Consider the following 23,274-nt stretch of genomic DNA (forward strand, 5'->3'; position numbering starts at 1 on the left):
TGACACCGAATCTTTCGGAAGCCGGCCGGCTTAGTGCGTGGCATCGTAGCCCGTGTTCAGCTGACACTTACTATCTACGACCAGCTACAGCAGAGGGGGATGATTGTGTAAAGGTGCCGCGCGTCTTCAAGAAGAAGGATGAGCGACACCTTGAGATGCAAGACCTGGGCGAACACAAGACATAGGCGAGCAGAACGTTCCGCGAACCAATTTATTCGTCTCCTTCTAGCATTTCACGTAGATGACCCGTCCGCCTTTGTGGACTTGTGTGTCGTTTCGGATTTATATGCGCTGCAGTTCCTTATTCCTTCCCCTCGTGCTTATCGTTCGCCGCAGGATCCTTGGGCTTGGACTGCAGAGGATTGTGATGGTAGATAAGAGCGAAAGCAGCCAGGGTCTCGATCATGCTGGCGATAATCCAGGCGATGACGATGGCGTTCTGGTGTTTGCCGACTGTTCCCATTCGGGTGAAGATGAAGACATCCATGATGAAGGTCTGCAGCACCAGAAGGACCGTCGCCACAACTACGGTCCTGGTATGCCTGTCCGTTTCCGTTCCCTCTCCCTCCGGTTTGCCGGGCGACTTGAAGCTGGCATAGGAGAGGAGCCAGATACCGATTCCAAAGAGGACGGCGGCAAGAGGCAGGGAGAAGAAGATCGGCATGGTGCTCAGGCTGAGGCCCAGAGCTGCGACCAGGACTGCCGAAGCCAGACCTAGATAGAAGGAATCATGGTTTTTCGCCTTCCGCGGTTTGGGCACACTGGCGACGCTCGGTTGAGATGGTTTGTCGACAGGCGCGGGCGCAGCCTTTGTTGCAGGCTTACTGGCCTGGTTCGGCTTGTCGTCGGGGGAGGATTCATGCTCTTTCTCTGGGCGGTCGACCTGCGTATGGCTGGCTCTTAGAGCTTGTTCCTGCTTATTTTGCGTTTCAGATCTACCATGGTCAGCAGCGTCCTTGTTGGATGAATCCCTGCCTTCCTTCTCGCCTGTTTGTTCAGGTGCTGGGTTCGGCTTGGGGGCACTTTCTGCTTTGCCCTCTTTTCCGCTGTTCGCATTCTCCACTGGCTTCGGCATGCGGCTCTTTTCATTCATCGCTGCTTGCTGGGAACTTTCCTGGGTGTTGTTGCTCTGTGAGGAGTTGCCCTCATGCCGCTTCTGCTGGTTGTCGGGCACTCGCGGTTCCTCATGCCTGCCTTGGTTCTTATTTGCTCGTTCGTTTCGATTGTTACTCATCTGACCCTCCAAGCTTGTTCTTCCCCGTAACTTCTGGCAGGTCACCTGGCGGCCTGCTCATTTTCAGGAAGCAACCTCCGTTGAGGCCAGTGTATGTGCCATTTTCTCGTGAAGGTGGCATTGACCAGCGCCAGGTCGGCATCATTTCGGTATTGACCAAGTGCAGGTGAAGCTCAAAGATTTAGTTGGGAGGAAGGGCCTGTAAAAACGCTGAATTCGTTGCAACATATTTGACGACGAAAGGTGTTTGTGTATTCATGGGCAGCATTAGCGGTCATGATCTGAACTTTCAACTCTTGGACAATGCTGCTTGTGTGCTCTCACGGACTTTCATTCCTCTGCTCATTCTTTATGCAGAAGATGTATCGTGTGCCGCTGTGTTGCTGTAGGTCAATCAGATGATTGTATACTCAGACTTGTCGAGGGTATCCAAGTCCGCAAGGAAGTCACCGGCTTGAGGAGGTTATAATCCGAGTTGTGGGTCGAAACCTCGATATGTATCTAATCCATATGCCTTTTGGGGAATTATCAGGGGTCGTTGAGAGCTATGGAAGACCTGTATGACCAAGGCCGAATTCGTGCCATCAGAGTCTGTAATTTCCTGCCTGACCGGCTGATCGATTTGATTCTTTCCATCCGAATTGCGCCATGGCCAATCAGATTGGGCTGCATTCTTTCACCCAGCAGATTGCACTTCAAAGGGTCATGGTCGAGCAGGGGGTTGCATCCACGGTTGGGCGCCGCTGGCTGAAAGCTGTCTGAGTATTTTCCGCAATCCTATGCTCAGGCGTATTATCCAGCGTTATGGCAAGAACCCAGCCCAGATAGTATTGCGCTGGCTGACCCAGCAAGGGATATGTGCAATCCCGAAACCCGTGCATGAGGATCGGATTCCCGAAATCCACAATATTGCAGATTTCAGTTTTGATGATATGCATGACATCAGGGTCATGATACGGGAGGGCCGCTCATTCTTGATGTGGATACGCCTGAGGAGACTACACATTCGCATGGGATATCTTATGTACAGTGACTGAGGTCCGCTGAGTCGATAAGACGAGAGCGTTTGCACATAAAGATTCCATTGTGGACGCCATCGTCTTAATATCAGGGATTGCCGCTGAGGCTTTTATGCACCTGCGCCTCGACTAGCTTATTGTGCTGGTCAGTCGCCTTGCAGGCAGTTCAAGTAATCTTTGGCTGCCTTTTTCAGGCTCTGATTGCTCATGCCTGAGCTAACGCCCGTGAGAGTAAAGGGCTTCCGATAGGTTGTTCCGATGAGATTGCTGGTAGCTTTGAACGGAGGCAGGAGCTCGTCCAGCGTATAGCCGAATTCACTTTCATGGTGATAGTTCTCTCGGGCAGAGACGACCGAAACGGGAGGCATGAGTTCCTTGCTTTTCAGGGCATCACCGTGGGTACCGTAGATCCATCCGTAGGTAAGCACCAGGTCCTCCAGTCCTTTAGCAGCGGAGGGCAGCTGTACCAATACATGGGAAACAGCCATACCAGACAGTCACAGCCTTTGACGAAAGCTTGCTCGTCGGGAATGTCGATGTGGCCTTAGCGCTAGGCAGCATATTCCTCCCGGACCAGGATGTCCTCGTCCTCAGCACTATGGCTTCCCGCATCAGGCGGGTGTTAATCCGTGAGGCTTCCATATGGGCGTAGAAGACTAGGACTGCCGTCTTCGCGCTTGGTTTCATTTCCTATTCTCCTTTAATCGTCATTTTGCCAGATTCGCTTGGCGAGGTTGAAAGCCGACCAGGCTTTCGGTCAGCCTGCGTAGAAGGCCAGATGGGTAATTTCCGCTGCTATCTCGTCCTTGGTGATGCCGTTCTTTTTTCCGATGTTCAGATGAGCGTCGAGCTGTTCTGTGCTACCCATGGCCATCAATGCGGCTATGGTGATCATGCTTCTGTCGTGCGCAGACAGTGCTTGTTCATCAGCCCAGACTTCGCCGAATAGAACATCGTCATTCAGAGCTTCGAACTGAGGCGCAAATTTTTCCAACTGCTCTCTTCCTGCTGTTTGCTTTGTGGCCATGATGCTCCCTTTCTTGCTGACTGTATGATCGCCTAAGACGCAGGTTCGCTGCTGTCTTGGATATGAACGGCAACAGTTTATGGCCCTCTAAACGGTTTGTATAATGTCGATTGCTAATATGTTGGTATCCGGTTTTTACGTTGCTATATTGTCGAGCTTTCATCCCATTGGTTTTTTCTTGACTCTGGCAGGAGTCTTGTCTGTTGTGACTATGGGTCGCCTTCTCTGCTGGTCCCAATGCCAGTTTTTCGAATGCGTCCGCTTAGGCTGTCTTTTGGGTTACTAGGCGATGGGAGCTGAGCTCATGAGAATCACTGGTTTGGATCATCTGGTCATCACAGTGCGGGATGTCGATGCGACCTGCGCGTTTTACCATGATGTGCTGGGCATGCATGTACAGACGTTCGGCGATGGGCGGTTGGCGTTGAAATTCGGCCAGCAGAAGATCAACATTCATCAGGTCGGCCATGAGATTGATCCCAAGGCAGATAGGCCTACGCCCGGTTCGGCTGACTTGTGTCTGCTCGTGGAGGATTCGCTGGATGATGTGGTTTCCGCGCTTCATGAGCATCATGTCGACTATATGGGTCCGGTCAATCGGACTGGCGCTCATGGGGCCATCGCCTCGGTGTACCTCAGGGACCCCGATAGGAACCTGATCGAGCTTTCCAGATACGACCAGGTCTGATTGTGAAAATAAGCCGAAAATAAATAATGGACAGTATGGCGTGACCAGCATAAAGCTAGAAATGAGGTATGATAATGATGGCTATCAATTGAAAAATTAGCTTGCTGATCAAAACCAATACTATTGGGTTTTACGTATGTCACAGACTGGGCATCGTTTCACATGCAACATCTTAATGAAATAATTTTACGATTTCTTTATTTCTTCTATATAATGTTGCGTTAATTTCTCTGCATCATTTTTGGTAATTGATTTTGGAACTCTCCGCGGATGATTAGGCTGCTGCCGATTTGTAACACCAAGAACAAGCAGTTTCTCCTTACTGATTCTCTGTATGGTGTTGAGAGACCTCTTGTCAAAATCATCTATATGAGAATGATTCTTTTGAGGATGATTGCCCCACGCGCATATTATCTTGTCATATTTGTCGGATTGAATCATTCTATCAAGTGTGATTTGATTCTTAGGTCCGACCATCTCGGCTATTTTGTGTTTGTCGTTAGTTTGGAGCTGACCTTCTACAAAACTTGCCTGAGAAGTACGGAAGGCATAAAGATTGTAAAGTGCGATTCCGTCATAGCCCCAGTTTTTCGCTATGGTACTGCATTGATTTGTTGTTTTATCGATAATTACATTGTCGGTAATTGATGGATTAAACATAATAAAACATAGTAGGTTATTGTTTCGTCCCCAAATCCTTGTGAATTCATACCTATATTTATATGTTTCATTTTCTTTATCTTCAGCTTTACTATTTAATACTGAGCTATTTGGTTTTGTACTGAATACCGCACGATCTATGGTCTTTAATACCTCTAAACCATTGTAGTCTTCAACGTCCATGATCATATCTCTCCTTGTGCTGAGAACTTGCGTTATTAAAGTTCCCTCTCTGGCTTAATTGTATAGTAGTTCAGCTTAATGAAATGAAGAATGAACAGTCAAAAAATTTGAAAATCTCTTAGTTATGGTAGTGTTCCAAATAGGTTCCTCTCAAGCTGGCTGTTAGGTATGGGCTGTGTTTTGCTCATTACGCATGTGTAGTTAGGAATCCAGCTGGAGCAACGCTTTTGGTTATTTAGCCCATAATTCGATTGCTCTCTTTGGCCTGTAAGAGTGACATTAAAAAAGACATTGCACAGACAATCTCAATGGCTTCTGGGATTGATCGATATTAATAGAAGCCAGATGTGCTAACTTGTATGAACCACAAATGAGGCTATCGCAATGCTGATCATGTTTTGAGACATTGCTAAGTGAAATCGATTGGCTATTTACCCTTTCCTGAGCAATGATAAGCACTATACGGAAGAGATTCTGAAAAGAATAAAAAAATAGTTGCTGCTCCATGGCGCTCATTCGACCCAAGCTTGGTCAACGACATCGTCTTTCTCTATAGAACCACCATGATTGGAAGCCCTATGCCAGCACAAAGAACCCTAAACATATCTAGATGCTGTGGTCCCATTCCCCTAGATTTGAAGCCACATTTATCACGAAGAATGATGCCGATGACTTTCGTGATCTTATGTGTCAAGCTAGCCTATATTCCGAAGCCTACACTTTGGCAAGAGACATATGTTACTTTGCTGTCATCCTTCTCGCGTCCAAAAGTGTTAACCACGCCAGTAAGGCTGGGACCATGGACTTATCGACTGCCGGGCTCGACTAGTGCGAGCAAGCGATGTTTAATCTAGACCCAGCACTCAATATCAAATATCTGTGAAATTACATGAATAAAACCGAGTACACAGATCGTGCGACCAGTATGTATTATTCATATTCACAGTTGACCAGTAAGCGTCTGAAAGAGTATGAAAATATCATGAGTGTGGAAAAGCGTAAACAAGGCTACGGAAACAACGACGGTTTCGGCTAATAATTGAATAAAGGCTGACCATCTATTGATATAATACATAATCGGATGTTGCTCGTCTGTTGGCATTTCATCGAAAAAGAATGTTTTTATTTGATTGGGCATAGCACTTAAAGACATGATAGAGAACATCAGAAGTAGCGTTGGGAACACTGTGGCTTTTACAATATCAGCATAGGAGGGATGAGGGCCTACATTAGACAACTTTAAGAGCTGCGTGGCTGGCAAGTAGCTGAGTACGATTATTGTGGCCAGAAATACTAGAACTATAGCTAGTGCGAAAGGCATATCTAAATCAGAGTGACCAGGTAGCCATCCTTCTGTGTGCTTGTGTATCCTTTTTTTGTGTTTTGCTTTCTTTGAACGACTCTTAGAACATGACATGTTAAACATGCTTCTTCTTGCGAATACTGATAGTGGGACTGTATCAAATTGTTATAAAAACATTAACACATTGATTCCAAAATATGAAATATGAAGAAAAATAAAAAAGGGTCGATCACTGCCACAAATAGTAAATGTTGGACGTATCAGCAGATGCAATCCGTGGTATCGGGCTAGTCGTTTTGTGCATTGTTAATGTTTAAAAAGAAATCGTCCAGACGGGTAAGGCCAGATTGGCAGTTAGAGGCGAGTTTTATAGAATCCGTTTGTCACTTGAATAAAATCCTGAGCTCCTGTCTGAGTCCTAGGTGTCTCCGCAATCTCCCTTCTGGATTTCCGCAAGATCAGTACTTTAAATACGATCTTGAGTAGCTCATGTACTGTAGTATTATTTCCCGTTGTCTCTAGTGTGAAAGCTCTAGCACTTTCACGAGTGGTCGGTTTTCCGTCCACGGTTAATGAATAATATATTTGCTGTCTACTCTTTAGAGCGCGTTTATTTAATTGCGGTTTCGCTCGGGTAGTTTGACTTGCACAACTAGCTAGTCCAACGAGTGAATTTTTATAAAGTGGCGAAGATATTGAATTTAGTTTACTTCGCGTATTGATATTGAAGGCGGTTGCTGTATAGTTACTCGTCTTCTTTGATTTGAAAAGTTGGATCTGTGGCAAAACGGCTAGGGTTGGTTTACTTAAAGTTCTGTAACACCATGCCTTTCCAAACGAGACAAATCATCTGATTGGTGGAAAGAACCATGAAGTGTGGTGAGTTTGCTGGTCTAAACATTCCAGTTTGTATTTGTGTCTTGAATACTGGATTACCTTATTCTGATAGAAAATTTCAATAAACATATATTGTTGATTCTTTGAATTAATGATTTTAATTTCAACTAGATCAATGCAAGTAATGTTTATAGGCGTTTGCTCAGTATTAGTAATGTCAACTTACGCTACCAAATATTTGCTATTCGGTTCAGGTTGTATAGGAGCATATGCATTGTTGCTGAATCCATGGCCACAAGTGATGTAGTTGATGATTGACTGTTCGCTAGCACTTATTAAATTCATTTTATACCTTTGTCTCCCGCACGATCGCCCACACCTGGTACAGGTTTATATTGTGTTGCCGGTTTTCTTGGTACTGAGTTTAATGATTCTTGATGGATGCCACAGACTTTGATGTTTGTCAGCAGACAGAGATTCCTGTTAGCAACGTAAGTTGGTTATTGCGATTGGGTGCTTTTTACCGTCTTCTCCTATAGCCAATAGTCTATAATAGCAGGTTACTATAGGGTGCGATCAGCCCATTATTCATAATTATTCATAGGCGTTTCCCTATTGTGAGCAAAGTAAACACAAACTCAGAATTACTCATGTTGGAGAATACCTTTTGCACTATTTGTCCGTCTCTTCGTCAGCAACGTAGCAGTTGAATGTTGGTATATTCTTTATGGTTTCCTTTCCAAAAATTATTTTCTTGTAAAGTGCCTGCGCTTGCCATGGGTGAGGGAAGCGTACTAGGTTTTGGGAGTTTGTGAGCATTTAGAGGGTGGCATCGAGTTATTTGCTATTTAGTTTTTCTATCCGTTTCCTTGCTCCAATGCTGTTTTGGCATGATCTTTGGGCAGGATGAGATTAGAGGCTTGCTTTATCTTTCCTGGTGAGTGTTTCGGTAGCGTTATATTAAGACACTGCCGATTGATAATCTATGTGAATCCAGTATGTGGGTTGTGGATGATGCTTACCGCTTTATCGGTATGTGAGGCGCCTGTGTATCTGGATTGTACAAAGTTCCTTATCTTAGCCTTCGTGCATTCATCTGGTACAAGAACGCTAAAACTGTCATTTGGAAAATACCTGCTAGCGGCATATCTACCAGTATTTGATTTGCCGTATACAAGCGACTTTAATTGATTTTGTCTTGTGCCCTACCAATACATGCTTGTACGTAATATTGTTATTTGAGCTCATGTACATTGCCTTATTTTTTGCATTATCTAGACAATGTTCCTTGTTTTTAGGAGGATGCTGCGGATTGAAGGTGGTAGGAGGCCAAAGGGTAAGATCATCAACACTTGTTGCTTCGCAACGTTTACGGATTCTTCCGAGTTTTGTCTGAGAACTCACATTTTTTTTTAAAAAAAAGATCTTTGAATGGAAGACGCTCTTGCTGATTTGGCTTTGCGAAGTATGGGTAGACACGTGCGAAAAGACGCATTTTATTTTTGGTTTGTGATCTAGGAAACGAGGAACAATAGCTTATTGATGAATAATGGGTTTTACATCGGGGTGGCTAACGCGGCTCGAACGCGCGACCTCCTGAACCACAATCAGGTGCTCTACCGACTGAGCTATAGCCACCATGGTGAATCAACCCGTATCACGGATCAATGCAACAGATGAAACTATACACGATGGCATGACATGGCACGCCGGTGAAATATGACCCATGCCTAAAGACAGTGCTTTGTCTTTGGACCTTCAGTTCACGACCATGGCCTCTACATAAAAAGTCTCCAGCACCACCAGGGTCTGGTCGTTGACGGTGAAGTTCGGATTATCCAGGGCCTGTCGCATGTTCTCTGAGGTCCAGAAGGACTTATGAGCCTGGCGCCACTCAGGAAGGCTTTTATAGTCTTCTCCTTCATTCAGAACATGCTGCGGCTTGACCAGGCCGAGTCGGGTCACGCTCACCGAGGCATATCTGAGGACGGCAACTGGCTGGTCATCTGAGTTCAACAGAAGCGTTCGTCGGCCGGCGGCGGGGAGTGGCTCATGATTATGAATGAACTCTGCCATCAGGCTGGTCGTTGTAGTTTTGCGCCCCTCCAGGATCGCTTCCACCAGGCAATCACGTTCTGGACCGGGGAAGGCGAATTCATCCTTGGGAAGGTTCGCAACATCTTGGGCTTTGACCGTTGGTATTTGCCTATTTGTCATAGTCGTTGTGGTTGTCTTGCCTATCAAGCTTAGGCTTTTTGTCGTCGAGCACTTTTCTTATGGGTTGGTAGGCCTTGATCAGATCGGCCAGGCTCATAGCGGCGTTGGCGGGACTGGTGGATGGCAGATTGATCATCGTCGGTCGATACCCATTCTTCTCCAGATTCGGCAGGCAGTAGCGACGGTAAAGCTGACCGGCTTTGCGTCCTGTAGTGAATATGGTTTCTATGGGCGCACGGTCCAGCAAGCCGGCGATGTCAGTCGGCACGACATTGGTTATTGAAGCGTCGGAGGCACCGTGGATGTCACATTCCTGGATGACATCCCAGAGTGCTATGCAATGATTGAGGGCAAACCTAGCGCGGACAGCCGGATCAGGCCCTGGAACAGGCTGGTGGAAGAGTGCAGCCAGCACGGGCCAGAAGCGGTTGCGCGGAAACATGTAGTAGAAGCCAGCTTCGCGCGAACTCGGGCTGGGAATGGATCCTAGGATCAGCACACGAGACCGGTCATCCCAGATGGGCCCGAACTCGTGGGTGACGTGTGTGACGGAACCTGCAGTCATGCGCCAAGCAGGCCTGTCAGAGACGCGGTCATCACGTCAGCCTGTGCAATTACCAGAATGAAGACCAGGAGGCTGGTTGCGCATTCAACCAGGCCCACATACAAAATGGGAATGCGGCGCCGACGGGAGATGGTAGGCAGCAGGGCCGCGCGCACCAACAGAACCAGAGCGGTCAACAGAGGCCACCATCCTGCGGTGTGCACCATGGCGACCCCGATCAGGCAGAGTGCCAGGTTCCAAGCCAGCGAAAGCAGGTAGCACCAGGTCTTGCCGCGCTCGCGGATCATGGTCTTGACGAAGATGACCGAACCGAACTGGGTCACAGCGAATACAGCTGCACTGACGACTCCGATCGATGGCAGGGCGGCGCTTGGCAGGAATCCGCTGGCGAAGCAGTCCACAGCAGGATTCGGCTGGCACCCGAAGTAGCCGGCGTTGGCACCTTCCAGTCCTGGTCCGGGCTTCTGGAATCGTGACCCCAGGGAGACAGCGATCAGACAGAGCGTGCAGGCCGCAATCACGACTACCGTATCGTTCCACCAGGAGCGCTCTGCACGCATCCAGGCGGCGGCAAAGTTCAGCACGCCCAGCACCAGGTAGAGCGGGGCCCATCGCAGAAGCCCAGGGGTGCCGACCAATAGGATCAGTCCGGTCACGGCCGTGAGCAGGGCGTAACCCAGAGCTGGTGGTGCGAATCTGGCAGCCCGGTGCGAGACCATCCATCGCGAGCCGGTGAACTCAAAGCAGTAGCAGAAGGCCCAGGCGACCATGAGCAGCAGACCCCTCCAGGTCGGGCCTCCGATCAGCAGACCGGCTAGGCCCGGCATCAAGGCCATGGCCCAGCCGCCTATCTGGTCGGGTATCCATAGCCGCCGCCACTGTCGTCCCTTGGATCCTGATCCGGTCGATTCTGCCGATCTGCGGGCTTGAGGGTTTGGTCTGCTGCCGTTCGACCCGGCGGCCTTGCCCTTGTCTGCGTCTGTAAGCATACTCATCAGCCTACGCCCCGGTATGGCTGTCACTGCCTCTTCCGTAATGCCGATTCGGTCAATATCATGGTCCAAGGAGATATGAATCACTCGGGTTCCTGGTTTCAGGAGGCAGATGATGGGTCAGGTGGATATCAAGCGCGTATACGAGCAGGCCGCCGACGAGGACGGGGTCCGCATCCTGGTCGACAGGCTTTGGCCACGTGGCGTCAGCAAGGAGCGGGCAGCCCTGTCCGGCTGGCTCAAGGATGTCGCACCCAGTCCGGACCTGCGACGCTGGTGGCACCATGATCCTGAGCGCTTCGAGGACTTCGCCCGCCGGTACCGTACTGAGCTGGATGACAATCCTGCCTTGGAGGATCTGTTGAGCATTGTGCGCGAACACGACCGGACGACACTGGTCTATGCGGCCAAGGATCCAGCCGTCAACCATGCCCTGATTCTGCGCGACTACATTCGGCAGGCTCTTGAGAAGGAAGACAGGTAGACGGCTGGCCATCCACAAATTCCAGATCACAACCGGACAATGACATTTGTGTCACCGGATGCCGACACTTACGTCCCCGGACACCGGCAGCTATGTTTCCGGCATCGATATTTACTGATTGAGTTATGCATTTTCCGACACCTATATAGACACCTATATATTAGGGAGCTGTTATAGGCGGATACCCGATTATTAATCTATGGATACAAGTATGCAACTCCATGAATACGGGTATGCGTAAGGATTTGTTACAGATCTCTTCCAAGCCTTTCCTATTGACGGTTCCGGTGCGGTACCACAGTGAGCAAAGCCCAGAGCATACTTCCGAGTGCAAAACGTGGCCATGTCCGTCCGGGTGATATACTTTTCATCGTGTGTGCCGACAGCACGCCTTATGTCACAGGTGAGCTTGTCGGGATATCCCCGAATCCGAAGAGTGCAGGCAGCAATGCCCGGCAGGAGGATTAGGGGCCATCGGGCCGGTGGACAGTGGCTGATCTCTCCTCGTTGGAGCGACTGCGGCTGCGGTGCGGCGGTCTCGCAGTGCAAACGAAGACAAGTTCATCGAAGGAATCGGAGAGAGTCAGTTGCCAACAATTGAACAGCTCGTCCGCAAAGGGCGCAAGGCCAAGCCTCGCAAGTCGAAGACTTTGGCACTCAAGGGCAGCCCGCTGCGTCGCGGTGTGTGCACCCGTGTCTACACCACCACCCCCAGGAAGCCGAATTCGGCTCTGCGGAAGGTTGCCCGTGTCCGTCTGAGCTCCGGCATTGAGGTTTCAGCCTACATCCCCGGCGAGGGCCACAACCTGCAGGAGCACTCCATCGTGCTGGTACGCGGCGGACGTGTCAAGGATCTGCCCGGCGTGCGCTACCACATCGTGCGCGGTGCACTGGATACCCAGGGAGTCAAGGATCGCAAGCAGGGCCGTTCCCTGTATGGAGCAAAGAAGGCCAAGTAACACATGTCACGCAAAGGACCAGCTAAAAAGCACCAGCTCCTGCCCGATCCCATCTACGGTTCCACCGTGGTGGCCCAGCTGATCAACAAGATCCTGCTGGACGGCAAGAAGTCCATCGCTGAGAACATCGTCTACACCGCTCTGGAGCAGGTCAAGGAGAAGACCGACCAGGAGCCCGTGGCCGTGCTCAAGCGCGCCCTGGACAACATTCGTCCCAGCCTGGAGGTCCGCAGCCGTCGTGTCGGCGGTGCCACCTACCAGGTCCCTGTCGAGGTCAAGCCTAACCGCGCCAATACGCTCTCTTTGCGGTGGCTGACCGATTACAGCCGCGCCCGTCGTGAGAAGACCATGTCGGAGCGGCTGGCCAACGAGATCCTTGATGCCTCCAACGGCCTGGGTGCAGCGGTCAAGCGCCGCGAGGACACCCACAAGATGGCCGAGGCCAACAAGGCGTTCGCCCACTATCGCTGGTAATCCCAAGAGAGCGAGAACAAGGAATTATGGCACAAGACGTGCTCACGGACCTGACCAAGGTCCGCAACATCGGCATCATGGCCCACATCGATGCCGGCAAGACAACGACGACCGAGCGTATCCTCTACTACACCGGCGTCAACTACAAGATCGGCGAGACCCACGATGGCGCCTCCACCATGGACTGGATGGACCAGGAGAAGGAACGTGGTATCACGATCACCTCCGCCGCCATTACAGCCTTCTGGAACCGCCAGTCCCACGATCCTGAGGACCGCTACCAGATCAACATCATCGACACCCCCGGCCACGTGGACTTCACCGCCGAGGTGGAGCGCTCCCTGCGTGTGCTCGATGGCGCTGTGGCGGTGTTCGACGGCAAGGAGGGCGTGGAGCCCCAGTCCGAGACCGTCTGGCGTCAGGCCGACAAGTATGGCGTGCCCCGTATCTGCTTCATCAACAAGATGGACAAGCTGGGCGCCGACTTCTACTATTCGGTGGACACCATCAAGGACAAGCTGGGCGTCAAGCCGCTGGTCATGCAGCTGCCTATCGGCGCTGAGAGCGACTTCCACGGCGTGGTCGACCTGGTGCGCATGGTGGCCTACTACTGGAAGGACGAAGCCGACCTGGGCGCCAAGTACGACACCATCGAGATCCCCGACGACCTCAAGGACAAGGCCGAGCAGTACCACACCGAGCTGCTCGAAGCCGTGGCCGAGTCGGACGAGGACCTGTTGGAGAAGTACCTGGGCGGCGAGGAGATCTCCCAGCAGGAGATTCGCACCGCTGTGCGCAAGATGACCATCGAGCAGTCGGCCTTCCCGGTCTTCTGCGGATCCGCCTTCAAGGACAAGGGCGTGCAGCCCATGCTGGATGCGGTCGTGGACTACCTGCCCAGCCCCGAGGACGTGCCGGCCATCAAGGGTTACAAGATCGGCGACGAGTCCGTCGAAATCGATCGCAAGCCCACCGTGGACGAGCCCTTCTCGGCCCTGGCCTTCAAGGTGGCCACCCACCCCTTCTATGGCAAGCTGATCTATGTGCGTGTCTACTCCGGCAAGGTGGCCCAGGGCGATACCGTCCTGGACTCCACCAAGGACAAGAAGGAGCGCGTAGGCAAGCTCTTCCAGATGCACTCCAACAAGGAGAATCCGGTCGACGAGGCCATCGCAGGCAACATATACGCCTTCGTCGGACTCAAGAACGTCACCACCGGTGACACCCTGTGCGACGAGAAGGCGCCGCTGGTGCTGGAATCCATGACCTTCCCCGATCCTGTGATCGAGGTGGCCGTGGAGCCCAAGACCAAGGCCGACCAGGAGAAGATGGGCATCGCCCTGCAGAAGCTCTCCGAGGAGGATCCCACCTTCCAGGTCAAGACGGACGAGGAGTCCGGCCAGACCCTGATCTCCGGCATGGGCGAGCTCCAGCTGGACATCCTGGTGGACCGCATGCGCCGCGAGTTCCATGTGGAGTGCAACGTGGGCAAGCCCCAGGTGGCTTACCGCGAGACCATCCGTAAGCCCGTCATGAACCAGGAGTACACCCACAAGAAGCAGACTGGTGGTTCCGGCCAGTTCGCCAAGGTGCTCATGAACTTCGAGCCCTTGGACACTTCCGAGGGCGAATCCTACATCTTCGAGAACAAGGTCACCGGCGGCCACATCACCAAGGAGTTCATTCCCTCGGTCGATGCTGGTGTGCAGGAGGCCATGGAGTCCGGTGTGCTGGCAGGCTTCCCGGTCGTGGGTGTCAAGGCGACCCTGACCGATGGCCAGATCCACGAGGTCGACTCTTCGGAGATGGCCTTCAAGATCGCCGGCTCCATGTGCTTCAAGGAGGCTGCTCCCAAGGCCAAGCCCGTCATCCTCGAGCCCATCATGGCTGTCGAGGTCCGTACTCCCGAGGAGTACATGGGCGACGTCATGGGTGACATCAACTCCCGTCGTGGCTCCATCCAGTCAATGACAGACGCCACCGGCGTCAAGGTCATCGACGCCAAGGTGCCCCTGTCGGAGATGTTCGGCTACATTGGCGACCTCAGGTCCAAGACCCAGGGACGCGCCATGTTCACCATGCAGATGGACTCCTACGCTGAGGTTCCCAAGACCGTCAGCGACGAGATCATCAAGGCCCAGCGAGGCGAGTAAGGCTGGTTCGGCCCGCCGCCACGGCGGGCCCCTGCAAAAAGGCTCTTCTGTCACAAGTCGGCGTTACACTCTTGTAGCGCTGACTGGGCGGAGGGCAAAAGTGGCAAAGAACCCGATAACCCAGTAATATGTAGCGAGTGCTCTGTGCGTGGTTCGCGCAGGCAACCTACGAGACGTCCAGGAGGACAAAACACAATGGCAAAGGAAAAGTACGAGCGGACCAAGCCGCACGTTAACATTGGCACCATCGGCCACGTCGATCACGGCAAGACCACCCTGACCGCGGCCATCTCCAAGGTGCTGCATGAGGAGTACCCGGACGTCAACCCCGAGTACGATTTCGCTCAGATCGATGCTGCTCCTGAGGAGAAGGAGCGCGGCATCACCATCAACATCGCGCACATCGAGTACCAGACCGCCAAGCGCCATTACGCCCACGTGGACTGCCCCGGGCACGCCGACTTCGTCAAGAACATGATTACCGGCGCTGCTCAGATGGATGGCGCCATCCTGGTGGTCGCCGCCACTGACGGCCCCATGGCCCAGACTCGTGAGCACGTGCTGCTGGCCCGCCAGGTCGGCGTGCCGAAGATCCTGGTCGCCCTGAACAAGTGCGACATGGTCGACGATGAAGAGCTGATCGAGCTGGTCGAGGAGGAAGTCCGCGATCTGCTGGACGAGAACGGCTTCGACCGCGACTGCCCCGTCATTCGCACCTCCGCCTATGGCGCCCTGCATGACGATGCCCCTGACCACGACAAGTGGGTTCAGACCATCAAGGACCTCATGGATGCCGTCGACGACTACATCCCCACCCCTGTCCACGACCTGGACAAGCCCTTCCTGATGCCCATCGAGGATGTCTTCACCATCTCCGGTCGTGGCACTGTGGTGACCGGTCGTGTCGAGCGTGGCAAGCTGCCCGTGAACACCAATGTGGAGATTATCGGCCTGCGGGACACCCAGTCCACCACCGTCACCTCCATCGAGACCTTCCACAAGCAGATGGACGAGGCCGAGGCTGGCGACAACACCGGTCTGCTGCTGCGCGGTATCGGCCGTGAGGACGTCGAGCGTGGCCAGGTCGTGGCCGCTCCCGGCACCGTGACCCCTCACCACAAGTTCGAGGGCGAGGTCTACGTGCTGACCAAAGACGAGGGTGGACGCCACTCGCCGTTCTTCTCCAACTACCGTCCGCAGTTCTACTTCCGGACCACCGACGTTACCGGCGTCATCACCCTGCCCGAGGGCGTGGAGATGGTTCAGCCCGGCGATCACGCCACCTTCTCCGTCGAGCTGATTCAGCCCGTCGCCATGGAGGAGGGCCTGACCTTCGCTGTTCGTGAAGGCGGCCACACGGTCGGCTCAGGTCGAGTCACCAAGATCATCGAGTAGGATTGCCTGTCGCTTGTCGACACGATCCAATGACGGGGCCCGGAATCCTTTCTGTGATTCCGGGCCCCGCCCATATCCGGCAGGCTTCGCCGCCGGACCAGCCCCGGTGTTCATGCGCCGTGGCATAATAGGCAAGGATTTATCGCGAGCGGGCCGGATCCTGTGTGGCCCGGTGCTTTCGGCAGATGGCCAGGAGCCCTCCGAAGGAACGTTCATCAGAATGAGGTGGTATCAAGGTGGCACAGACTTCCAACGACATCAAGAACGGATCGGTCATCAACCTGGACGGCAAGCTTTGGACCGTCATCAAGTTCCAGCACGTCAAGCCGGGCAAGGGGCCGGCCTTTGTGCGCACGACTATCAAGGACGTCCTTTCAGGCAAGATCGTGGACCGCACCTTCAATGCGGGCATGAAGATGGACTTCGAGACCGTCGACAACCGGACCATGCAGTACTCCTACCGTGACGGCGACTCCTTCGTCTTCATGGACATGAACACCTACGAGCAGGTCAACATCCCCGAGGCCCTGGTCGGCGACCAGGAGCGCTTCCTGCTTGAGGGCACAGATTGCATCATCAGCTTCCATGACGGCAACCCACTGTCCGTGGAGCTGCCTGCATCCGTGGTGCTGACCGTGACTGCAACCGAGCCTGGCGTGCAGGGCAACCGCTCCAACGCCGGCACCAAGCCTGCGACTGTGGAGACCGGGGCCGAGATTCAGGTGCCCCTCTTCGTAGGCGAGGGCGAGAAGGTCAAGGTGGACACCCGCGACGGCTCTTACCTGGGCCGCGAGAACTGAGTCAGGCGGAAACCACACATCCATGGCACGTTCCACAGCCCGCAAGCGGGCCTTGAATACCCTGTATGAGGCCGATGAGAAGAGCCAGGATTTCCTTTCCCTGTTGGAAGAGCGCAAGGTTCGGCCTGGGGCTCAGACACCTCTGCCTGCTTATGCGGTGACCATCGTCGAGGGTGTGGCAGAGCATCGTCGAGATATCGATGAGGCTTTGCAAACCCATTCCACCCGATGGCCGCTGAGCCGGATGCATGCCATTGACCGCAACATTCTGCGTATCGCTGCCTGGGAGATGCTCTACAACCCTGAGGTTCCTGACAAGGTGGCCATCGATGAGGCCCTGTCCTTGGCCAAGACACTTTCGGATGCCGATGCTCCCTCCTTCATCCACGGCGTTCTCAGCGCCCTGGAGCAGGAGAAGGATGAGCATCAGGCTCGTCGTGAGCAAGCCGATCGGATCGCTGCCCTGGCTGATGCCGAGGCCGATGCAGATGTTTCAGATGATGAATCGGATAAAGCAAAAGGAGAGGTCGTAACCTCCGAGCCCGTTTCCTCCGAGGACGCCCATGCTGACAGCGAGGCGGAATCGGCAGCGAGTGGATCTGAAGGAGGGGAATCCGGTCAGGTTCCTGACCATACTGTTGATCAGTCGGCCCCCAGCTTGGACCAGCTGAAACTGACCCTGCCGGAGGAACTGACCTCCGATGTAGATCGTCCTTCAGGCAACTGAGCAATGATTCGGATAAAGGCCGACCGATGCCCGCTAACTATTAGGGCATCAGGTCGGCCTTTTGCCCTATTCGGACTGGTTGACCTGCAGTCTATCCAGGAAGATTTGACCAACCATTTTTTGGCTGGGTCTGCCGGCATAATCCATGGGGGTCATTAATATGGGTGCGAATATCCGCGGTAATCAAGGGGGTTCGGTGAACCTGAAAGACACCAACACCATCACCTCCGATAGCCGTTTCTCCAATCGTGCCTTGCTCATCCTTGAGGATGGGGAAGTGTATGTGGGGAGAGCCTTCGGAGCGGTGGGCACTACCATAGGTGAAATTGTTTTCTCGACCGGAATGACTGGGTATCAAGAAACCCTGACGGATCCTAGCTATGCTCGGCAGATCGTTGTGCAGACCTTCCCCCACATCGGTAATACCGGCGTCAATGACCAGGACGGGGAGTCAGACAGGATCTGGGTGGCAGGGTATGTAGTCCGGGAACCCAGCCCCAACGTCAGCAACTGGCGGGCCCGGGGCAGTCTCCATGACCAGCTGGTCGATCAGGGCATCGTCGGTATCAGTCACATAGACACCCGCCGGCTCGTGCGACACTTGCGTTCTGCAGGTGTCATGCGGGCCGGTATTTTTTCAGGCCCGGACCCAATGCTCAACGACGGCGGCAGGCCCAGGACCATGCAGGAACTCCTTGACCAGGTCCGTTCGGCCCCCAAGATGAGCGGATCCCATCTGACCGGCGAGGTCAGCACGCACAGGTCCTATATCGTCGAACCAGTCGGAGACCGTCAGGCGAAAGAGCCTGTCTGCACGGTGGCGGCGGTGGATTTGGGAATCAAGTCCATGACCCCTCACAGGCTGGCTGAGCGCGGGTGCAGGGTCCACGTACTTCCCGTCGACACCACCATCGAGCAGATACAGGCCCTGCGGCCTGACGGGGTTTTCTTCTCCAACGGTCCAGGCGACCCATCGACTGCAGACGAGGAGGTGTCGCTCCTCAGGCAGGTTCTGGATGCCGGACTGCCATTCTTCGGCATCTGCCTGGGCAACCAGCTTCTGGGCCGTGCCCTGGGCTTCGAGACCTACAAGCTGAAATTCGGTCATCGCGGCATCAATCAGCCGGTCATGGATCTCAGCACTGGCAAGGTTGAGATCACCGCCCATAATCACGGATTCGCAGTCAAGGCACCCAAGGGAGACCCAGTGCCCTCGCCCTATGGTGAAGGCCGATATGGCCGTGTCCGAGTCTCCCATGTCGATCTCAACGACGGCGTGGTCGAGGGTCTGGAGTGTCTGGACATTCCGGCCTTTTCCGTTCAATACCATCCGGAGGCGGCGGCTGGTCCGCATGATGCCTCCTATCTGTTTGACAGGTTCGTCACTTTGATGCAGGACGCCAGGGAAGGGAAGGCACATGCCTAAGCGGCAGGACATCCATTCGGTCATGGTTATCGGCTCGGGGCCCATCGTCATCGGGCAAGCGGCCGAGTTCGACTATTCGGGGACCCAGGCCTGCCGGGTGTTGCGCGAAGAGGGGATTCGTGTCATCCTGGTCAATTCCAATCCCGCCACCATCATGACGGACCCCGAGATGGCTGATGCCACCTACATAGAACCCATCGCCCTGCCCTTCCTGGAGCGGATCATTGCCAAGGAGCGGCCTGATGCGCTGCTGCCTACCCTGGGCGGCCAGACCGCTCTGAACGCTGCCGTGGAGCTGGGCAAGGCTGGCGTGCTGGAGCGCTACGGGGTTGAGCTGATCGGCGCTTCGCTGGAGGCCATCGACAGGGGAGAGGACCGCGAGCTCTTCAAGCAGGTGGTGGACCAGGCCGGCGCCGAGTCGGCCAAGTCCCGCATTGCCCACAGCCTGGATGAGGCCGAAGCAGTAGCCGCCGAACTGGGCTACCCCCTGGTTGTTCGTCCCTCCTTCACCATGGGCGGCTTGGGCTCGGGCATCGCCCATGATCGCGAGGAGCTGAGGCGGATCGCCGGCGCCGGCATCCATTATTCGCCCACCGATGAGATCCTCCTGGAGGAAGGCATCGAGGGGTGGAAGGAGTATGAGCTTGAGCTCATGCGCGACCGCCTGGACAATGTGGTCGTGGTCTGCCCCATTGAGAATGTAGACCCGGTCGGCGTGCACACCGGCGACTCCATCACCGTGGCCCCGGTCTTCACCCTGACCGACCGGGAGTATCAGCGCATGCGCGACATCGGCATCGCCATCATCCGCGGTGTGGGGGTGGATACGGGCGGCTGCAACATCCAGTTCGCCGTCAATCCCAAGAACGGCCGGATCATCGTCATCGAAATGAACCCGCGTGTTTCGCGCTCCTCGGCTCTGGCTTCCAAGGCCACCGGTTTCCCCATTGCCAAGATTGCGGTCAAGCTGGCCCTGGGATACACCCTGGATGAGATTGAGAACGACATCACCCGCTCAACCCCTGCCTCCTTCGAACCGACCATCGATTACGTGGTCACCAAGATCCCGCGCTTCACCTTCGAAAAGTTCCCCGGGGCCGACCCGACCCTGACCACCTCGATGAAGTCCGTAGGCGAGGCCATGGCCCTGGCCGGCAACTTCCGCGAGTCCCTGGGCAAGGCCATGCGCTCCATCGACAAGCGGCACATGACCTTCTCCTGGGATGGCCCCCGGCCCGACCAGGCCGAGACGAACCAGCTGCTGGAGGCCATGCACACTCCCACCGAGCACCGCTACCTGCAGATCCAGCGGGCCTTCTGGGGCGGAGCCACCGTGGAGCAGGTCCATCAGTCCACCAGGATCGACCCCTGGTTCCTGGAGCAGATCAGCATGATCAACGAGTTGGCCCTTCAGGTGCGCCAGTCCGAGGTCCTGGACGAGGACCTGCTGCGCCGGGCCAAGCAATCGGGACTAAGCGATCTGCAAATCGCTCACCTGCGCGGTATGGGCGACCAGGGTGAGGCGGTCGTCAGGGAGCTGCGCTGGGCCTTCGGTCTTCATCCTGTCTACAAGACTGTGGACACCTGCGCAGCCGAGTTTGATGCAGTAACGCCCTACTACTACTCCTGCTACGCCGACGAGTCCGAGCTACGACCCCGTCAACGCGAGGCGGTCATCATCCTGGGCTCGGGCCCCAACCGGATCGGCCAGGGGGTCGAGTTCGATTACACCTGCGTGCACGCCGTCCAGGAGCTGGGCAAGGACTATGACACCATCATGGTCAACTGCAATCCCGAGACGGTCTCCACCGACTATGACATGTCGGACAGGCTCTATTTCGAGCCGCTGACCTTCGAGGACGTTCTGGAGATCTACCGGGCCGAAAAGGCCATGGGACCGGTCAAGGGGGTCATTGTTCAGCTGGGCGGTCAGACGCCCCTGTCCCTAGCGGCCAGGCTTAAGGCGGCCGGGGTGCCCATCCTTGGCACCAGTCCCGAGTCCATCGACCTGGCCGAGAACCGCGAGCTCTTCGGTCAGGTGCTCAGCAAGGAGCACTTGAACGCTCCACGGTACGGCACCGCCCTTTCTCTGGATGAGGCCAAGAAGGCAGCCCATGCCATCGGTTACCCGGTTCTGGTCAGGCCCTCCTACGTGCTTGGCGGACGAGGTATGGAGATCGTCTACGACGACCAGCAGCTGGCCACCTACGTGGATCGCGCCCTGGATGAGGCCAAGGCTGATACGGTGGTCTCTGGCCGCCTGCCCTCGCCCCTGCTGATTGACAAGTTCCTCCAGGACGCCATCGAAATAGACGTGGATGCCCTCTATGACGGGCAGGAGCTCTACATCGGCGGAATCATGGAGCATGTGGAGGAGGCCGGGGTCCACTCCGGTGATGCGGCCTGCACCCTGCCGCCTTCGACCCTCTCCGACGACCAGATCAATCGGCTGCGGCAGGCCACCCTGGCTATAGCCCAAGGCTGCGGGGTCCAGGGACTGATCAATGTTCAGTATGCCTTCATGGCCAACACCCTCTATGTGATCGAGGCCAATCCCCGCGCATCCCGGACCGTCCCCTTCGCCTCCAAGGCCACGGGTACGGCACTGGCCAAGGCCGCGGCACGGATCATGGTGGGGGAGTCCATCGCCCAACAACGAGCCAATGGTCTGCTCCTGCCTGTCGGCGACGGTGGCATGGTCCGCGTCGGCCAGCCTGTGGCGGTCAAGGAGTCGGTTCTGCCCTTCAAGCGCTTCCGCACACCGGTTGGTCGGACCGTGGATATCCTGTTGGGCCCGGAGATGCGCTCCACCGGAGAGGTCATGGGCTTCGATCGGGACTTTCCGCACGCCTTCGCCAAGAGCCAGCTGGCCGCCTACCAGGGAGGATTGCCCACCGGTGGGGTCGCTTTCCTGTCGGTCAATGACACGGACAAGCGCCAGCTGCCCATGCTAGCCGCCCGTCTGCTGGAGCAGGGCTTCAGCATCTGCGCCACCAGTGGCACGGCCTCTGTCCTGCGTCGGTACGGCTTCGACGTGGCCGTTGTAGACAAGATCAGCGATGGCGAAGAGCAGGGTCGGGCTTTCACGGATTCGGACGGGGTCAAACACATGGGCCGCAATCCTGTCCAGCTTATTGAGGAAGGGGCCATCGACATGATCCTCAACACACCCAGCTCCAGGGGTTCGCGCTCCGATGGCTATCTGATCCGGGTGGCCGCCATAGCCGCTGATCTGCCGCAGTTCACCACCATCACCGAATTCTCAGCCGCCCTGATGGCCATTGACGTGGTCAAAAAGGACGACTACGAGGTCATGAGCATCCAGGAACACGCGGCCCGACTGCTGGAGCTGGAGAAGGCCAGGTAGGTACTGGCTATATGATTGACCCATATTCCGGTCCGGATATGCCGGAGGATGACCTTTAGGAAAGGAAGTGGCCGTGTCAGCGATCAACGGTGCCGACATGTCGAGTCAGGACTCTTCGGAGGAACAGACCGGAGATCCAGGGAAGGCGGGCGGCCGGCTGATCGTGCTGACGGGGCCCACGGCCGTAGGCAAGGGCACTGTGGAGGCGGCCCTGCGCCATGCCCATCCGGAGGTCTGGGTCTCCGTCTCGGCCACCACTCGGGCACCGCGTCCGGGCGAAAAGGACGGCATCACCTACTGGTTCATGGATGAGCAGGAGTTTGCCCGCAGGGAGGCCGCCGGAGACTTTCTGGAGACTGCCCTGGTCCACGGCATGTCCCACTACGGCACCCCGCTGCAGCCGGTTCTGAATCATTTGGCGGCAGGGGTGCCCACGATTCTGGAGATTGATCTGCAGGGGGCGCATCGTGTCCGCCAACGGGCGGGGGAGCTGGGCCTGGAAGTGTTCTACGTCTTCCTGGCACCGCCATCATTCCAGGACCTGGTCACCAGGCTGAACATGCGGGGAACCGAAAATGAGGAGCAGCGGGCCCGCAGGCTGGAGACCGCCAAGGTGGAACTGGCCTCAGAGGATCAGTTCGACCAGGTCATAGTCAACGACAGCGTGGATAAGGCAGCCCAGGCGCTCTGGGAGGTAATCGCCAAGGAATACGGTCTCTGAGCACCTGGCCTTTATTTCAGAAGAGGCAAAAAATCCCCCAATC

The 23,274-nt window shown here is 55.0% G+C and carries 19 protein-coding genes, 1 tRNA gene and 1 pseudogene; 11 read left to right on the forward strand and 10 right to left on the reverse strand.

The window, feature by feature from the left end:
* Positions 1 to 301: 301 nt before the first annotated feature.
* From H3U89_RS06355 to H3U89_RS06370, 4 genes and pseudogenes are all read right to left on the reverse strand, one after another.
* Positions 302 to 1,234 (reverse strand): hypothetical protein, encoded by a 933-nt coding sequence (locus tag H3U89_RS06355; protein ID WP_198180137.1) that lies wholly within the window; start codon positions 1,232 to 1,234, stop codon positions 302 to 304.
* A 695-nt stretch (positions 1,235 to 1,929) separates the two neighbouring features.
* Complete coding sequence (locus H3U89_RS06360) at positions 1,930 to 2,172, reverse strand: hypothetical protein (protein WP_198180135.1); 243 nt, start codon at positions 2,170 to 2,172, stop codon at positions 1,930 to 1,932.
* A 227-nt stretch (positions 2,173 to 2,399) separates the two neighbouring features.
* Positions 2,400 to 2,791, reverse strand: a pseudogene (locus H3U89_RS06365) (NAD(P)H-dependent oxidoreductase).
* Between the two features lie 219 nt (positions 2,792 to 3,010).
* Complete coding sequence (locus H3U89_RS06370; protein WP_198180131.1) at positions 3,011 to 3,280, reverse strand: carboxymuconolactone decarboxylase family protein; 270 nt, start codon at positions 3,278 to 3,280, stop codon at positions 3,011 to 3,013.
* 304 nt (positions 3,281 to 3,584) lie between these two features.
* On the opposite strand from H3U89_RS06370, the gene H3U89_RS06375 reads away from it, so the two are divergent.
* Positions 3,585 to 3,968 (forward strand): VOC family protein, encoded by a 384-nt coding sequence (locus H3U89_RS06375; protein WP_198180129.1) that lies wholly within the window; start codon positions 3,585 to 3,587, stop codon positions 3,966 to 3,968.
* A gap of 186 nt (positions 3,969 to 4,154) precedes the next feature.
* Here H3U89_RS06375 and H3U89_RS06380 read toward each other — a convergent pair whose 3' ends face one another.
* The 6 genes from H3U89_RS06380 to H3U89_RS06405 form a co-directional block, all read right to left on the reverse strand.
* Complete coding sequence (locus H3U89_RS06380) at positions 4,155 to 4,811, reverse strand: DUF1643 domain-containing protein (protein WP_198180127.1); 657 nt, start codon at positions 4,809 to 4,811, stop codon at positions 4,155 to 4,157.
* A gap of 940 nt (positions 4,812 to 5,751) precedes the next feature.
* Positions 5,752 to 6,228, reverse strand: a complete 477-nt coding sequence (locus tag H3U89_RS06385) for a hypothetical protein (RefSeq protein WP_198180125.1) — start codon at positions 6,226 to 6,228, stop codon at positions 5,752 to 5,754.
* 2,288 nt (positions 6,229 to 8,516) lie between these two features.
* Positions 8,517 to 8,589 (reverse strand) — tRNA-His (locus tag H3U89_RS06390).
* Between the two features lie 120 nt (positions 8,590 to 8,709).
* Positions 8,710 to 9,168 carry an ASCH domain-containing protein gene (locus H3U89_RS06395; protein WP_198180123.1) on the reverse strand — a complete coding sequence of 153 codons (459 nt, stop codon included), beginning with the start codon at positions 9,166 to 9,168 and terminating at the stop codon, positions 8,710 to 8,712.
* Entirely contained in the window at positions 9,158 to 9,733 is a 576-nt protein-coding gene (locus H3U89_RS06400; RefSeq protein WP_198180121.1) for a DNA-deoxyinosine glycosylase, read from the reverse strand. Before H3U89_RS06400 ends, H3U89_RS06395 begins: the two co-directional genes overlap by 11 nt.
* Positions 9,730 to 10,728, reverse strand: a complete 999-nt coding sequence (locus H3U89_RS06405; protein WP_198180119.1) for a YwiC-like family protein — start codon at positions 10,726 to 10,728, stop codon at positions 9,730 to 9,732. The genes H3U89_RS06400 and H3U89_RS06405 overlap by 4 nt, the downstream gene beginning before the upstream one ends.
* 112 nt (positions 10,729 to 10,840) lie before the next feature.
* On the opposite strand from H3U89_RS06405, the gene H3U89_RS06410 reads away from it, so the two are divergent.
* From H3U89_RS06410 to gmk, 10 genes are all read left to right on the forward strand, one after another.
* The gene (locus tag H3U89_RS06410) at positions 10,841 to 11,209 is read left to right on the forward strand and encodes a DUF488 domain-containing protein (RefSeq protein ID WP_198180117.1); all 369 of its coding nucleotides are present in this window, start codon (positions 10,841 to 10,843) and stop codon (positions 11,207 to 11,209) included.
* Between the two features lie 587 nt (positions 11,210 to 11,796).
* Entirely contained in the window at positions 11,797 to 12,168 is a 372-nt protein-coding gene (gene rpsL / locus H3U89_RS06415) for a 30S ribosomal protein S12 (protein WP_198177476.1), read from the forward strand.
* 3 nt (positions 12,169 to 12,171) lie between these two features.
* Positions 12,172 to 12,642: a 30S ribosomal protein S7 gene (gene rpsG, locus H3U89_RS06420; RefSeq protein WP_015022140.1), complete on the forward strand. Its 471-nt coding sequence runs from the start codon at positions 12,172 to 12,174 to the stop codon at positions 12,640 to 12,642.
* Positions 12,643 to 12,668: 26 nt separating this feature from the next.
* Positions 12,669 to 14,795 carry an elongation factor G gene (gene fusA, locus H3U89_RS06425; RefSeq protein WP_198180115.1) on the forward strand — a complete coding sequence of 709 codons (2,127 nt, stop codon included), beginning with the start codon at positions 12,669 to 12,671 and terminating at the stop codon, positions 14,793 to 14,795.
* Positions 14,796 to 14,990: 195 nt separating this feature from the next.
* Positions 14,991 to 16,190, forward strand: a complete 1,200-nt coding sequence (tuf, locus tag H3U89_RS06430; protein WP_198180113.1) for an elongation factor Tu — start codon at positions 14,991 to 14,993, stop codon at positions 16,188 to 16,190.
* Positions 16,191 to 16,426: 236 nt separating this feature from the next.
* The gene (gene efp, locus H3U89_RS06435) at positions 16,427 to 16,990 is read left to right on the forward strand and encodes an elongation factor P (RefSeq protein ID WP_015022137.1); all 564 of its coding nucleotides are present in this window, start codon (positions 16,427 to 16,429) and stop codon (positions 16,988 to 16,990) included.
* Between the two features lie 22 nt (positions 16,991 to 17,012).
* Complete coding sequence (gene nusB / locus H3U89_RS08555; protein ID WP_198180111.1) at positions 17,013 to 17,717, forward strand: transcription antitermination factor NusB; 705 nt, start codon at positions 17,013 to 17,015, stop codon at positions 17,715 to 17,717.
* Positions 17,718 to 17,913: 196 nt separating this feature from the next.
* A complete protein-coding gene (gene carA / locus H3U89_RS06445) occupies positions 17,914 to 19,143 on the forward strand; it encodes a glutamine-hydrolyzing carbamoyl-phosphate synthase small subunit (protein ID WP_198180109.1) in 1,230 nt (409 codons plus the stop codon).
* Entirely contained in the window at positions 19,136 to 22,510 is a 3,375-nt protein-coding gene (gene carB, locus H3U89_RS06450; protein ID WP_198180101.1) for a carbamoyl-phosphate synthase large subunit, read from the forward strand. The genes carA and carB overlap by 8 nt, the downstream gene beginning before the upstream one ends.
* 97 nt (positions 22,511 to 22,607) lie before the next feature.
* Positions 22,608 to 23,231, forward strand: coding sequence for a guanylate kinase (gene gmk, locus H3U89_RS06455; RefSeq protein ID WP_198180587.1), 624 nt, complete (start codon positions 22,608 to 22,610; stop codon positions 23,229 to 23,231).
* The last annotated feature ends 43 nt before the right edge of the window (positions 23,232 to 23,274 follow it).

The sequence above is a fragment of the Bifidobacterium sp. W8104 genome, assembly GCF_016100735.1.
In the GTDB taxonomy this organism is placed as follows: Bacteria; Actinomycetota; Actinomycetes; order Actinomycetales; family Bifidobacteriaceae; genus Bombiscardovia; species Bombiscardovia choladohabitans.